Below are 14,475 nucleotides of genomic sequence, written 5' to 3'. Positions count from 1 at the left end.
TCAGTTACCCAGTCCCGGGATGCCGGCGCGCAGGGCCTGGAAGCCGATGGCGACATCGTCGGGATCGGCGCCGGGCTCGATGTGCAGGCGGGCGCGGACCTTCTCCGGGTCGACGTGGGATTCTTCCACCGCTTCTTCCGGCAGGAGGTGCAGCCACCAGGCCAAGGCGGCCTGGCTACGGGTCTCGGACCACGGCTCCAGCTCGGTACCGATCCGTTCGGCATGCGCATCCAGTTCTTCGTCAAAGAACGGCTCCAAGCGGTCCAGGGTGGCTACCGGGTCGGGCAGGTCGGGCTTCTCGCCCTCCAGCGCCTCGATCGCCCGGGCCAGCTCCAGACGGGCGATCTCCGGCCAGATCTGGGAGGGCAGGTAGCCCTCCATCGCCGGGCGGCCGTCGGCGGTAATGCCGTGCAGGAAACCGGCCTCGGTACCCATATAGCGCTCGAGGGCCTGCATGGCCTCGCGTGCCCATTCCAGGGTGTCCTCGTCCTCCATGACCCGCGCCATGTTGGCCAGGGCGGCGATCGCCTGGCCCGAGGTGTCCGCATAGGTGTTGCGGTCCACGCGCGGGGGGTCGGTCTCGAGCCGTTCTTCCGGTTCGAGCTGGTAGTAGTCGCGATCCGCGTACTGGCTGTTGCCGAAGCGGGCTTGATTGTCGTCCCACAGCTGCTCGCGCAGGTAGTCGCGGATCCCGCGAGCGAATTCGGCATGATGCTCCTTGCCGAAGCGCTCGTAGGCATCGGCATACAGCCAGAGGAACGCGGCGTTCTGATCCAGGCGCTTGGAAGTCTCAAGTGCCAGAACCGGATCACGCTGGTCCCAGTCGTGGAAGAAGAAGAACCCGCCTTCCACGCCGTCGTAGAGGTCTGCGGCGACCTGATCAAGCATGGCGGGCATGCGCTCTTCCCAGTCCTCCTCGTCGAGCAGGAAGCGGTAAGTCCAGGGCTGCGGGCGCTTGCTCAGTGTCCCGAAGGCCGCGCTGCCGCTCAGCCGATGGGCAGATCCGTCGTAGACCTCGTCGAGCATCTCGCGGAAGCTGTCGAGGTCGTTGATGTCTGCGTCGTCCGGGGTGATTTCGCGGCCGGTGACCGAGAACATGTCCCGCCGAGCCTCCAGGATGCCCTGAAGGTCGCGCGGATTCACATGCCCGGTAAAGCGGGTCAGCATCTCGTCCTCGTGGTTGACGATCACCACGAAGGGCAGGCCTCGGCCCCCGTAGCGACGGAACAGATCGGCGCGTTCGTCGAGGTCGACCAGAACCGGGATATAGTGCCGGTCAATGGTGTCGACGACATCGGGATTCTCCAGTGACTCGTCCTGGAAGTCGCGGCACCAGGTGCACCATTGCCCGTGGAAATAGAAGAAGATCGGGCGCTCGCGCTCCTTCGACTCCTCGAACAACGCGCTGTCCCAGGACTGCCAGTCGATCTGCGAGCCTTCCGGGTAATCGTCCACTTCATAGCCGTTGTCGGGACCGTTATCCGGCGCCTCGGCAGGGCCAGCCGCCCCTTGTGCACCCACGGGAGCCGCAAGGGCCAGTAACGTGAGTCCCATGATGGGGGCGGCCCAGCCGCGGAACGCGGTGGTCGCCCGGAAGCTTGTTGGGGAAAGGTTGCGGTCGTCCATGGCGCTTCCAGTGCGTTTGGGCTGCTTACTACGGTAGACCACAACTGTCGTTTGGCGTTCCTCGGGTCGGCATTGGGCTCGGTGGTAGCATGGTCGCGGTCAGGAAAGGGGGGAGATGGAATGCTTCGTCTGGGTGGCAGCAAATGCCGTGCGAGGGCGGCCTGAGATGGCAAGGGTGACGCTTTTGCTGCCCGGGCTTTTCCGGCGCGCCGAGGTGGCCTTGCCGAAGAACGGCGAGGACCCTCCAGGCATCCGGAAGCTGGCCCGCTGGCTCGGACGGGCGAGCCCGCTGGTACCCGGCGCTGCCGACCCCGGAGATGCGTGGGAAACACAACTCGCAAAGCGACTGGGGTTTGTGCAGCCGGATTCCGGGCCTCGTCTCTGGCTGGCAAGGCCTGTGCGTCTGACCCCGGGCATGAAAGATCTGGTGGCGGACCCGGTCGACGAGGTCCACCAGGAGGAACGCGAGGCATTGTGGGAGGCCGCCCGTCCGGAGCTGGATGCAGTGGGCGCCACGTTGCGGCTGTCCTCGGGGGGGCTGTGGATCCTGGAAATGGAGGGCGAAGGGATGGGCGCCGGGATCGCCCCCTCACAAGGCTTGGGGCGCTCCATGAGCCCCGGATCGATGGAAGGCGACATCGCGCGACGCTTGCAGATCCTCGGCAATGCCCTGCAGATGGCATGGTTCCAGCACCCGGTCAATCAGGCACGCGAGCAGTACGGGCGTGACCCTGTGCATGGGCTGTGGCTGTGGTCGCCTGGGCGACCCGAGGGGGGTACACCGGTGCGCGCAGTCTGTGGTGGTGGTCCCATCGCGCATTTTCTGGCGGACTGGACCGCGCTTGACTGGTCCCCGGATCCAGCGTCCGCCGCAGGGATGGCGCGTGATACGGTCGTGGTGCTGGATGCCCTGGGCAGCGCGCGCGATCTCGAACAGCATGCGGAGCTCATGCAGTCGCTGGCCGATGACGTTGTACAGCCATTGATGCCCCTGTTGCGCAGAGGAAGTCTGGAAGCGCTGGAGTTTCACGATCCGCTGGCGCGCTCCGAGCCGCCAAGGGTGCTGACACGCCGCAACAGCTTCGCTTTCTGGCGCCGTTCGCGCGCCCTGTAACGGGCCGTTTCCCGTTGCCCCGGACACGACAGATGGGTGCTCAGGGGTGCTATACTGCGCGGCTTTTCCGCCCACCCGGACACCGGATACGGACGCATCATGGAACTCAACCCGCTGTATTCCCAGATCGACGATTTGCAAGGCCGCTTGGAAGGCCTGAGGGGGTACCTTTGACTACCCGGTCAAGGAAGAACGCCTAGAAGAGGTCCAGCGCGAGCTGGAAAACCCGGACATCTGGAACGACCCGGATCGTGCGCAGGCGCTGGGCAAGGAACGCGCCCAGCTCGAGAACATCGTCGTCAACATCCGCGAGATTGGCACGCAGCTGGACGACAGCCGCGACCTGCTGGAAATGGCCGAGGCCGATGACGATGCCGAGACGGCATCCGCGGTGGAGGCCGACGTCGCCGCCCTGACCGCAAGGGTCGAGGCGCTGGAGTTCCGGCGCATGTTCTCCGGCGAGATGGACGAGGCCAACGCCTATCTCGACATCCAGGCCGGTTCCGGCGGGACCGAGGCCCAGGACTGGGCCAACATCCTGCTGCGCATGTACCTGCGCTGGGCCGAGGCCCACGGCTTCAAGAGCGAGATCATCGAACTGTCCGAGGGCGAGGTCGCCGGCATCAAGAGCGCGACCGTGCGCATCGAGGGCGAATACGCCTTTGGCTGGTTGCGCACCGAGACCGGTGTGCACCGCCTGGTGCGCAAGTCGCCGTTCGACTCGGGCAACCGCCGGCATACCTCGTTCGCCTCGGTGTTCGCCTCGCCGGAGGTGGACGACAGCTTCGAGATCGAGATCAACCCGGCCGATCTGCGCGTGGACACCTACCGCGCCTCCGGGGCGGGCGGGCAGCACGTCAACCGCACCGAGTCCGCGATCCGCATTACCCACGAGCCCTCCGGCATCGTGGTGGCTTGCCAGAACGACCGTTCGCAGCACAAGAACCGCGATACGGCGATGAAGCAGCTGAAGGCCAAGCTCTACGAGATGGAGATCCAGAAGCGCAATGCCGAGAAGCAGGCGGCCGAGGACGCCAAGTCCGACATCGGCTGGGGCAGCCAGATCCGCTCCTACGTGCTCGACCAGTCGCGGATCAAGGATCTACGCACCGGCGTGGAGGTTGGCAATACCCAGGCCGTGCTCGACGGCGACCTGGACCAGTTCATTGAAGCTAGCCTTAAGAGTGGGCTGTAACGCTTTCTTTTACCGGGATTCCCGATGACCGAGATTACCGACGAGAACAAGCTGATTGCCCAGCGTCGCGCCAAGCTGAACGAGCTGCGCGAGGCCGGCCCGGCCTTCCCCAACGACTTCCGCCGTGATGCCCTGGCGGCCGATCTGCACGCCGCGCATGACGACACCGAAGGCGAGCCGCTGGCGGTTCAGGGGATCCGCGTGACTGTGGCCGGGCGCATGATCGGCAAGCGCGTAATGGGCAAGGCGAGCTTTGTCCGCCTGCGCGACCAGTCCGGGGACATCCAGCTGTTCGCCCAGCGCGACAGCCTGCCGGAGGGCGTCTACGCGGCCTTCAAGCACTGGGACCTGGGCGATATCGTCGGCGGGCAGGGCACGCTGTTCAAGACCAAGACCGGCGAGCTGACGGTGCAGCTGGACGAGCTGCGTCTGCTGACCAAGAGCCTGCGCCCGCTGCCGGAGAAGTTCCACGGCCTGACCGATCAGGAACAGCGCTACCGTCAGCGCTACGTGGACCTGATCACCAGCCCGGACAGCCGCGAACTGTTCCGCACCCGCACCCGGATCGTGCGTTACATCCGCGAATACTTCGAGCGCGAGGACTTCATCGAGGTGGAGACCCCGATGATGCAGGTGATCCCGGGCGGCGCCACCGCGCGGCCGTTCACCACCCACCACAATGCGCTGGACATGCCGCTGTACCTGCGCATCGCGCCGGAGCTGTATCTGAAGCGCCTGGTCGTCGGCGGCTTCGAGAAGGTCTTCGAGATCAACCGCAATTTCCGCAACGAGGGGCTGTCCACCCGGCACAACCCCGAGTTCACCATGCTCGAGTTCTACGAGGCGTTCGTGGACCACCACGCGCTGATGGACCGCACCGAGACCCTGCTGCGCGGGCTGTGCGAGGACGTGCTGGGCACAACCACCATCGAGTACCAGGGCGAGACCTACGACTTCGGCCAGCCGTTCACCCGCATGACCGTGCGCGAGGCGATCCTCGAGCACAACCCGGAGATCAGTAGCGAGGACCTGGCGGACATCGACAAGGTACGCGCCCACTGCGAGCGCCTGGAGATCCCGATCAAGGCGAGCTTTGGCCTTGGCAAGCTGTGGACCGAGATCTTCGAGTACACCGCCGAAAACAAACTGCGCCACCCGACGTTCATCACCGCCTATCCGACCGAGGTCTCGCCGCTGGCGCGGCGCAACGACGACGACCCGTTCGTAACCGACCGCTTCGAGCTGTTCGTCGGCGGGCGCGAGATTGCCAACGGGTTCTCCGAGCTCAACGACCCCGAGGACCAGGCCGAGCGCTTCCAGGCCCAGGTCGCGGAGAAGAACGCCGGCGATGACGAGGCGATGCACTACGACGCGGACTACATCCGCGCGCTGGAATACGGCCTGCCGCCCACGGCCGGCGAGGGCATCGGCATCGACCGCCTGGTGATGCTGCTGACCAACAGCCCGTCCATCCGCGATGTGCTGCTGTTTCCCCATCTGCGGCCTGAAGCCTGAAGCGGCTCCGGTTCAGCTTCCGTCGGCGCGCCGGGTGGTACGATCGCGGGAACACCCTGTAAACCATGCCGGTCGCATGGCTGTGGTTTCATGGAAAGAACGGGAGGCTGTGATGCTGAAATACGGGTCTGTCTGGCGTAGTTTCATGGGTGCCGCGGTTGCCACGGCGTTGCTGGCCGGTGGTGCGCAGGCTGGCGAGACGGTCGAGTCCGGCATCAGTACCGAATACGAACAGTTCGACCTGGTGCGGGTCGCGGGCGATCTGGACCATCCGTGGTCGGTGGCGTTCCTGCCCGGTGGTGGCTACCTGGTCACCGAGCGCACCGGTGCGCTGAAGCATATCCGCAGGAACGGCGACGTACGCACGATCGAGGGTGTGCCGGATGTGGTGGCCCGTGATCAGGGCGGACTGCTGGACGTGTCGCTTCACCCGGATTTCAAGGACAATGGCTGGGTCTACCTCACCTACTCCAGCGGCGATGAGGATCAGTCCCATACCGCATTGGGACGCGGCCTGCTGGAAGGTGGCGAACTGCACGAGTTCGAGAAGCTCTTCGAGCAGGATCGCGGTGGCGGCAACCACGGTCATTTTGGCTCGAGGCTGGCCTGGCTCTCCGATGGCACGCTGCTGATGACGATCGGCGACCGGCGTCAGGAAGAACGCGTCCAGGATCTCTCCACTCATACGGGCAAGCTGCTGCGTCTGACCGAAGACGGCGAGGCCCCGGCGGACAACCCGTTCGCCGACCGTGATGACGCCCAGCCGCACATCTACGCCTACGGCCTGCGCAACTCTCAGGGGCTTGTAGTCGATCCCGCCGATGACACCATCTGGTTGACGGACCATGGCCCGCGTGGCGGCGACGAGCTAAACCGCGTTGAGGCGGGTGGCAACTACGGCTGGCCGGATGTCAGTCAGGGGCGCGAGTATCCCACTGAGCGTCAGTTCGGCCAGGCCCGCCGGTCTGACGACACCATCCCGCCGGTTTATGAATTCCTGCCCACGCTGGCGCCCTCCGGGTTGGCGATGGTTACCAGCAATCGTTTCGAGGCCTGGCAGGGCAATCTGCTCGCCGGTGGGCTGCGTGCAGAGCGCATCCTGCGAATCGTGATCGAGGACGACGAGGTCGTGCATATGGAGGAACTGCTGCACGGCAAGATCGGGCGTATCCGCGATGTGCGCGAGGGCCCGAACGGGCATATCTATGTGCTGACGGACGAATCCGACGGCGGGCTTTACCGGATGGAGGCCCGATAGAGAGATCGACCGGGTCCGTGATGCTCGGTGGGTAGAAGGCCCTTCCTTGCGGGAAGGGCCTTATTCTCTGGGCTGGTTACAAGAGCTCGTCCGAGATTGCGTCGATGCCCGCATTGGCGCATTCGTGGTCGATGTCTCCACTGGGTCCGCCGGAGACGCCGATGCCGCCGACGATCCGCCCGTTATCGGTGATCACCACGCCACCGCCGAGGATGCTCACGTTGGGCAGATGCTGGATGCCGTAGCTGGTCTCGTCCGGCATCGTCGATTCCCGCAGCTCCAGGGTATCGGTGCGGAAGCTGACCGCTGTCCATGCCTTGGAGACGGCGGTATCGACCGTATGGGCCCCGGCGAAGCGGTCGCGCTTGACGGCCTGGGTGACACCGAACCGATCCACTACGGCGACGGCGACCTGCGTGTCCTTGTCGCGGCAGGCTTCCATCGCGGCCTCGACCGCCTCCACTGCCAGCTCGGGGATGAGCGTCGGGATCGAAAAGGTGCCTTCGCTACTGTGTGCCGGATTGGCAGCAAAGGCTAGGGCACCGGCCAGAACCAACGGAGTGAGCTTGGTCATGCGCATGGGAACTACTCCTTCTCTGTGGTCTCGTCTTTTTTCTAGTCATTGATCGAGCATTCCGCAATGCGGAGGGCGAAGTGCGTGATTGGAAAAGGGTTCGGGATGGGTGACCTTTGCGAGCGGATCGGGCACGGTCGTGTCGTGAAAAAGATGAACCGCAGCGATTGGAGGAGGATGGGTGGAGCACCCTAGTCGAGCGCGGCTGGAAGGGGTCGATGTGGCCCGTGCGCTGGCCATGATTGGCATGCTGATGGTGCATGTGGGGCCTACGCGCCTCGATACCGTTGCGGGCCAGTGGTATGCGCTGCCTCATGGGCGCGCCTCGGTGTTGTTCATGCTGGTGGCCGGGGTTGGCATTTCGTTTCTGGCGGCGTCGCGGCGCGTCGCCGCCGAGGGGCTGTCCGGCCAGCTCCTCTGGCGTGCCCTGCTGTTGTTTCCGCTGGGTGTGGCGCTGCAGGCGATGCAGGACGAGCTGAACGTGATCCTGCAGACCTATGCCCTGTTCTTTGTGCTCTCCATTGGGCTGGTGCGGCTGCACACGACGGTACTCCTGATGATGGGGCTGTTCGCGCTGGTGTTGGGGCCGCCGCTGTATCTGTATGGACAGATGCTGGATCCCGATACCTTCCAGCGGGTTGGCATCGGGCCGGACAACCCGCCCGGCGTGATGTTGCACGCCTTGCTGTTCTCGGGGCCATACCCGCTGATCACCTGGATCGTGCCCTTCCTGGTGGGTCTGTGGCTTGGCCGCTGCGATCTGCGCAGCGATGTGCTGCGTATGCGGATGCTGTCGGTCGGGATCCTGGTCGCCGCGGCGGCCTGGGCCTTGCACGTGGGGCTCTTTGCCTGGTGGGGAGAGCCGGGTGGAGGTCTGCGCTGGGCCGATCTGGCCGACATGAAGGCGCACAGTCAGCGGCCATTATGGTTGTTGAATGCCACCGGGGTCGCCGTGGCCGTCCTCGCCGTGTGCCTGGTGTCGGCCGATCGCCTCGGCCGAGCGGTGTGGCCATTGGTCGCGACGGGGCAGCTCGCGTTGACCTTTTACGTGCTGCATCTGGTCATGATTGCTGTGTGGCGCGACCAACTGGTCTTCAAGCAGGAGGTCAGCCCCGCGTTGGTGGTAGCAGCGGTATTCACCGGGCTGTTCATGCTCTTTGCGGTCGGATGGCGCCGGGTGTTCCGCAAGGGGCCGCTGGAGAGCCTGCTGGTGGTCCCGTGGGCGTGGAGGGATCCAGCGAAGCGCTGATCAAGCGGACGCTCGGGCCTGCTGTGCAAGGCTGCGGGCGGCTTGGCGGAAAACCGGGCGCAGTGGCTTGTTAAGGAAGGTGCGGGCGCGGCTCGGTGCGATGCCCTGGTGATAGCAGAACAGGGCCAGCGCATAGACGAGATCGTCGCGGCCGAGCGAGGCCTGGCGCTCCGCGCTCGGCGCGCTACAGGATCCGCAGCCCCCGACCCGCACGTGGAAAGCCGTGTTGGCGAGCATCAGACCGAATCCCATCTGTGTGGCCAGCAGTTCGGCCACATGTCCTTCGTTGCCTGCCTGTGAAGGCGCAGGCTCAGCGGCGGTCGGGACCAGTCTTAGCGCGATCTCGCGGGCGAAGTGCCCGATCAGGGCCTCGTTCTCGCCGACCAGCCGGGGGTCGTAGGGGATCGGTACGGACTCGAGATGAGGCGCGTGGCCCCACGAGCCCATCGGTACCGGGTCGTCCAGGAGGTCGTCTGGCTGCGCGAGCCGAAACGGCCCGTCGGCAAAGCCGGCGTGGCTGCACACCGCGTCGAACACGATCTGCGCCATCCCGTGGCGGGTATCCGCCTGCCCGGGGAAATGCTCGCGAATCGGCAGAACCAGGTGGGCCTGGCCGAGCGGGCGCGCCCAGGCGGTCTGGCGTCGCGCCCACAGGGTCACGGCGCGGACCCACTGGCGGGCCTCGGTGTCGGGTTTGGGGGCGCGCTGGAACAGACGCGGGATCAGCGAGAGCATCGCGGGAGGCGGGTTTGGGTACTTCACCATTGTGCGCCAGGGCTGGGCGATTTTGCAGGCCCCGAAAGCAAAAAGGCCCGGGCATCATGCCCGGGCCTTCACTTATGGCTGCTTTAGGGAGACGCTGATTTAATCGCGCGTCCGCGCTCGAGTCGCTTTTGCGTGGGAACAAGGCGCGGTGACCGCCGTGCAGTCATTCTGCACAAAGGAGCCGCAACGCCGTTCCCGCGCCCGTTGTGGATCAAAAACGGGCGGCCGAGCCCCTGCTTTCAATGGCTTGTGGGGTTGGTGCCCCTGTTCCCCGATCCTGCGTTGCGCCGCTTGCGGGTAGAACCACTACCCGCTACACGACGCGCCTTGTCTCGGAAAACAGGGGGCACCAACGCGGACGTGCGATTAAATCAGCGTCTCCCTAGTTGAAGGCTTCGCCGGGCTTGACGCCCATGGCCTTCAGGATCATCGCCAGCGGGCAGAAGCCGGTGAACGCGGACTGCAGCAGGTTAAAGCCGACGAACAGGGTCAGCAGCAGCCACCAGGGGCTGAACACCCAGGCCAGGATGGCACTGATAATGACGACGGCGCCGGCAAAGGCAAGAACAATGCGATCGATGCTCATGGGGTTCTCCCGGGTTATCTATTAGATAAAACTAATATGGTCCCATGCGCGCGGAAATACAAGGGCCCACCGATGGATGGACCCCGCGATCACGTCGAGTGTCAGTGGAAGATCTCGCCAGGTTTCATGCCCAGGCTCCGGAGGACCATGGCCAGTGGGCAGAACCCGGTGAAGGCCGACTGGATCAGATGGACGCCGATAAAGACGGTAAGCAACAGCCACCACCCACTAGCGGCCCAGGCCAGCAGGGCACTGATCAGTACAACAATTCCGGCAAACACCAGGAAAAAGCGATCAATAGTCATGGACGTTCCCTCCCTTGTGTCCGTCATCTACCCAGTAGATAGCACTGGCGCTGTTGAAGGGCAAGGGAGGGAGAGTACCCCGGGCGTTTCTAGCGTTCCTCGATCGCGATGTACTGGCGCGAGGGGTGCCCGGTGTAGAGCTGGCGTGGACGGCCAATGCGCGATTCCGGGTCCTGCATCATCTCGTTCCAGTGTGATATCCAGCCGACCGTACGGGCTAGCGCAAAGATCACGGTGAACATGTTCAGCGGGATGCCCATCGCTCGCAGGATAATGCCGGAGTAAAAATCCACGTTCGGATAGAGCTTGCGTTCGATGAAGTAGTCGTCCTCCATCGCGATACGCTCCAGTTCCATCGCGACGTCGAACAGCGGCTGGTTGTCGGCACCCATGTCGCCCATCTCGGCCAGCAGCTCGTGGCACATCTTGCGGATGATCTTCGCCCGCGGATCGTAGTTCTTGTACACGCGGTGGCCGAAGCCCATCAGGCGGAACGGGTCGTTCTTGTCCTTCGCCCGGGCGACGAAGTCCTGCACGCTCTTGTCGGAATTCACGATCTCCTCGAGCATGCGCACAACCTTTTCGTTCGCACCGCCGTGCAGCGGGCCCCACAGCGAGGCGATGCCGGCCGAGATCGCGGCAAACGGGTTCGCCTCGGAGGAACCCGACAGGCGCACGGTGGAGGTCGAGGCGTTCTGCTCGTGGTCGGCGTGCAGGATCAGGATCAGGTCCAGCGCGCGCACGAACACCGGGTTCGGCTGGTAGGGCTCGCTGGGCACGCCGAACATCATCGACAGGAAATTGGCCGTGTAGGACAGGTTGTTGTCCGGATACATGAACGGCTGGCCGTGGGCGTACTTGTACGACCAGGCGGCGATGGTCGGCATCTTGGAGATCAGCCGGTGCGCGGCGATGCGGCGGTGTTCCGGGTTATGCACGTCGACATTGTCGTGATAGAAGGCCGACAGCGCGCCCACCACGCCGACCATGATCGCCATCGGATGCGCATCGTGACGGAAGCCGTCGAAGAAGCGGCGCACCGCCTCGTGCAGCATCGAGTGTTCCTTGATGATGCGCGAGAAGTCGTGCAGGTCGTCCGAGGAGGGCAGTTCGCCGTTGAGCAGCAGGTAGCAGACCTCGAGATAGGTGCTCTCCTCCGCCAGCTGTTCGATCGGGTAACCCCGGTAGAGCAGGGTGCCTTCGTCCCCGTCGATGAAGGTCACATCCGAGCGGCAGCTGGCCGTGGACATGAATCCCGGGTCGTAGGTGAAGTAGCCGAGTTCCTTGTACAGCGCACGGATGTCGATGCAGTTGGGGCCGTGGGCACCTTCCTGGATCGGCAGCTCGATGCTCTTGCCGGTGGTGTTGTCGGTCAGCGTGACGGTCTTGCTCATGAAACGGCCTCGAAAATTCGCTGGGGCGCCCGAATGCGCGGGGTCGAAAAGGAGCATGGTAAACCATCGACACCCACCGGGCAGCGTCGTTCGGGCCGGTTTTCGGAATTCCGGACGGGGTTGACCCTGGGCTGTCAGTGGGGGGCGCGCTGGCTGTGTTTGTCCTCGTACATGGCCTTGTCGGCATAGGCCTGAGTGGTTTGCAGGTCGCCACGCATATCGCGCGAGCACGCGCCAAGTGCAGCGGAGACGCCGGCCTGATCGAGCGCGTCACGCAGGCGCCGGGCGAGATCCGGAATGTAGTCGATGGGGGTCTCAGGGAACAGGGCTGCGAACTCGTCGCCGCCCAGGCGGGCCACCGTGTCGACTTCCCGCACGGATTCGCGCAGGGTACGCCCGGCTGTGGCGATCAGTCGGTCGCCGGCCTCGTGCCCCTCGGTGTCATTGACGGCCTTGAGGCCGTTCAGGTCGATTATGACGACCCCGGCCGGGAGGCCATGGCGAGCGCAGCGGTCTTCCTCGGCCGCGAGCGCGAGCGTCCAGCCGCGACGGTTGTAGGCGCCTGTCAGGGTATCGGTATGCGCCTCGAGAAACAGGGCTTCGCGTTCGCGCTCGAGCGAGTCAATCTGGTGGCGCATCCGTATCAGTGCCTCAAGCGCTCCGACCGCTGCCTGGATCGGTGCGTCCTGCTCAGCGGACGAGATATCCATTTTGTCCGGGTGAATGGCACACAGTACGCCGTACAACTGGTGGTCGATGTCGCGCACCGGGTAGCCGATGTAGCTGCTGATCGGTGTCTCGTTGCCGGCCGCCGCGAGGGCTTCCAGTGCCTCGGCGTAGGCCGGTTCGCTTGCGGCATCCGGCGCGATCCGGGGCGCTCGGCCTTCCAGCATGCGGATACAGAACGAGTTGCTCCAGTCGAAGGCCGTGCCGGCCTTGATGCCGTAGCCGTGGTCGTTCGCCCGCACCACTATTTGTTCATTCCCTTCCACCCGGGTCAGCATCCAGGTGTCGAGCGGGGCGAGCTGGTGCAGCAGACGCAGGGTGTTATCCACGCCCTGATTGAACGGGTCCTCGCTGTCCTTGCTCTGATCCTGGGAACGCTTCATCGGTCTTCCACGGGCGACTGTGGCCCGAGGTCTGTGGACTCCGGGCCACCTTACAAGAGTGTTTCCGGGCCTGCACTTGACCCGGTATTGGTTACCGGGCCAGTCAAAGGCGCGGCAGGTCGGGGTGCGGGAGCTCGCCGCCATGCACATGCTGGCGACCGAACTCGGCGCAGCGTGCCAGTGTGGGCACGGCCTTGCCGGGGTTCAGCAGGCCGAGCGGATCGAAGGCCTGCCGCAGCCGGTGGAACTGTTCGAGCTCGGGGGGTGCGAACTGCACACACATGCCGTCGAGCTTTTCGACGCCCACGCCGTGTTCCCCGGTGACGGTCCCGCCGACTGCCACGCACAGCTCCAGAATCTGCTGCCCGAAGGCCTCGGCCGTTTCCAGCTGGCCGGCCTGGTTGGCGTCGTAGAGGATCAGGGGGTGCAGGTTGCCGTCGCCGGCATGAAAAACGTTGCACACGCCCAGGCCATGTTCGTGCGACAGTGCATTGATGCGCTCGAGCACGGTACCCAGCTGGTGGCGTGGGATGGTCCCGTCCATGCAGTAGTAGTCCGGCGAGATCCGCCCGGCCGCGGGGAACGCGGCCTTGCGCCCGGCCCAGAACAGGGCCTGCTCCTGGGCGTCGCGCGCGGTGCGCACCTCTGTGGCGCCCAACTCGAGCAGCTTGCGGCGCACCACCATAATGTCCTCGGAGACCTCGGCGTTAGTGCCGTCGAGCTCGCACAGCAGGATCGCGGCGGCATCCACCGGATAACCGGCATGGACGAAGTCCTCGGCCGCGCGGATCGCGGCGTTGTCCATCATCTCCAGGCCGGCCGGGATCAACCCGGCCGCGATGATCCCGGCCACTGCGCGTCCGGCAGCCTCTACATCGTCGAAGCTCGCGAGCAGGACCTGGGTACGCTCGGGGCGGGGCAGCAGGCGCACGGTGACCTCGGTGACGATGCCAAGCATCCCCTCGGAGCCGATCATCAGCGCCAGCAGATCGGGGCCTGCGGTGTCCAGCGTCTTGCCGCCCAGCCGGATGATCTCGCCATCCAGCGTGATCATCTCCAGGCCCAGGACGTTGTGCACGGTGAGGCCGTATTTCAGGCAGTGCACGCCGCCGGCGTTCTCGGCGACGTTGCCGCCAATCGAGCAGGCGATCTGCGATGAGGGATCGGGGGCGTAGTAGAGGCCCTGCGGGGCGGCTGCCTCGGAGATTGCGAGGTTACGTACTCCGGGTTGTACCACAGCGCAGCGATTGTCGGCGTCGATCTCCAGGATGCGATTGAACCGTGCCAGCGACAGTAGCAATCCGGTGGCACTGGGCAGCGCTCCGCCCGAGAGCCCCGTGCCCGCGCCGCGGGGAATGATCGGGACCTGGTGCTCGCGGCAGACCCGCAGGCAGGTGAGCAGTTCCTCACGGGTCTGGGGGAGCGCGACCGCGCCGGGGGTCTGGCGATAGGCGGACAGCCCGTCACATTCGTAGGTGCGGCGTTCGTGTGCCTCCAGGATCAGGCGATCCGCGGGCAGCTCCCCCTGCAGGACCGCGATCGCGGCCGCCAGCGCTTCCAGCGCAGTGGAATCCGGGGTCAGGGGCTGTTCGGCACTCATGAGGGGCAAGGGCTTCCAAGAGCGAATTCAGCCTTCAGGTTACAGGCGGCGAGCGGTACGGGAAATGTCCGGGGCGTTCCGTGTTGTCTCTCGGCGCAGCCGATGCTGCCACGTTGGGGTGGTTCCTTTTGGCGTAGTAGAAGTCGGGAATTTTTTCGAGCCCTCAATGGTCTAGTCGTTCGCGG

The 14,475-nt window shown here is 65.0% G+C and carries 13 protein-coding genes; 5 read left to right on the top strand and 8 right to left on the bottom strand.

Annotation, left to right across the window (positions count from 1 at the left end; all coding sequences use genetic code 11):
- The gene (locus F623_RS0111055; RefSeq protein WP_018861640.1) at positions 1-1,626 is read right to left on the bottom strand and encodes a DUF255 domain-containing protein; all 1,626 of its coding nucleotides are present in this window, start codon (positions 1,624-1,626) and stop codon (positions 1-3) included.
- Positions 1,627-1,792: 166 nt separating this feature from the next.
- On the opposite strand from F623_RS0111055, the gene F623_RS0111050 reads away from it, so the two are divergent.
- From F623_RS0111050 to F623_RS0111035, 4 genes are all read left to right on the top strand, one after another.
- Positions 1,793-2,740: a hypothetical protein gene (locus F623_RS0111050; protein ID WP_038040587.1), complete on the top strand. Its 948-nt coding sequence runs from the start codon at positions 1,793-1,795 to the stop codon at positions 2,738-2,740.
- Between the two features lie 99 nt (positions 2,741-2,839).
- Positions 2,840-3,935, top strand: a protein-coding gene (prfB, locus tag F623_RS0111045) for a peptide chain release factor 2 (protein ID WP_155984204.1) whose coding sequence is annotated in 2 segments (ribosomal slippage) — positions 2,840-2,911 and positions 2,913-3,935 — 1,095 coding nt in all. Because the reading frame shifts where the segments join, the coding sequence is not laid out codon by codon here.
- A 24-nt stretch (positions 3,936-3,959) separates the two neighbouring features.
- Positions 3,960-5,450, top strand: a complete 1,491-nt coding sequence (lysS, locus tag F623_RS0111040; RefSeq protein ID WP_018861637.1) for a lysine--tRNA ligase — start codon at positions 3,960-3,962, stop codon at positions 5,448-5,450.
- 112 nt (positions 5,451-5,562) lie between these two features.
- Positions 5,563-6,708, top strand: a complete 1,146-nt coding sequence (locus F623_RS0111035; RefSeq protein ID WP_018861636.1) for a PQQ-dependent sugar dehydrogenase — start codon at positions 5,563-5,565, stop codon at positions 6,706-6,708.
- A gap of 76 nt (positions 6,709-6,784) precedes the next feature.
- Here the strand turns inward: F623_RS0111035 and F623_RS0111030 are convergent, their stop codons facing one another.
- Complete coding sequence (locus F623_RS0111030) at positions 6,785-7,288, bottom strand: heme-binding protein (RefSeq protein ID WP_018861635.1); 504 nt, start codon at positions 7,286-7,288, stop codon at positions 6,785-6,787.
- 199 nt (positions 7,289-7,487) lie between these two features.
- Between F623_RS0111030 and F623_RS0111025 the strand changes: the two genes are divergently transcribed.
- The gene (locus F623_RS0111025) at positions 7,488-8,531 is read left to right on the top strand and encodes an acyltransferase family protein (protein ID WP_026278683.1); all 1,044 of its coding nucleotides are present in this window, start codon (positions 7,488-7,490) and stop codon (positions 8,529-8,531) included.
- Here the strand turns inward: F623_RS0111025 and F623_RS0111020 are convergent, their stop codons facing one another.
- The 6 genes from F623_RS0111020 to F623_RS0110995 form a co-directional block, all read right to left on the bottom strand.
- Positions 8,532-9,266, bottom strand: a complete 735-nt coding sequence (locus F623_RS0111020; protein WP_018861633.1) for a hypothetical protein — start codon at positions 9,264-9,266, stop codon at positions 8,532-8,534.
- Between the two features lie 412 nt (positions 9,267-9,678).
- Complete coding sequence (locus tag F623_RS0111015) at positions 9,679-9,882, bottom strand: DUF2892 domain-containing protein (protein WP_018861632.1); 204 nt, start codon at positions 9,880-9,882, stop codon at positions 9,679-9,681.
- 101 nt (positions 9,883-9,983) lie between these two features.
- Positions 9,984-10,187 carry a DUF2892 domain-containing protein gene (locus F623_RS0111010; protein ID WP_018861631.1) on the bottom strand — a complete coding sequence of 68 codons (204 nt, stop codon included), beginning with the start codon at positions 10,185-10,187 and terminating at the stop codon, positions 9,984-9,986.
- 89 nt (positions 10,188-10,276) lie between these two features.
- On the bottom strand, positions 10,277-11,581 hold the full coding sequence (locus F623_RS0111005; RefSeq protein ID WP_018861630.1) for a citrate synthase: 1,305 nt from the start codon (positions 11,579-11,581) through the stop codon (positions 10,277-10,279).
- A 134-nt stretch (positions 11,582-11,715) separates the two neighbouring features.
- Complete coding sequence (locus F623_RS0111000) at positions 11,716-12,690, bottom strand: sensor domain-containing diguanylate cyclase (protein WP_018861629.1); 975 nt, start codon at positions 12,688-12,690, stop codon at positions 11,716-11,718.
- 103 nt (positions 12,691-12,793) lie between these two features.
- Positions 12,794-14,290, bottom strand: a complete 1,497-nt coding sequence (locus F623_RS0110995) for an FAD-linked oxidase C-terminal domain-containing protein (protein WP_018861628.1) — start codon at positions 14,288-14,290, stop codon at positions 12,794-12,796.
- Positions 14,291-14,475: the final 185 nt, after the last annotated feature.

It is taken from the genome of Thioalkalivibrio sp. ALD1 (assembly GCF_000381245.1).
Lineage (GTDB): Bacteria > Pseudomonadota > Gammaproteobacteria > Ectothiorhodospirales > Ectothiorhodospiraceae > Thioalkalivibrio.
The sequence above is the reverse complement of the archived record's forward strand: the minus strand, read 5'-3'. Positions and strand labels throughout refer to the sequence as shown.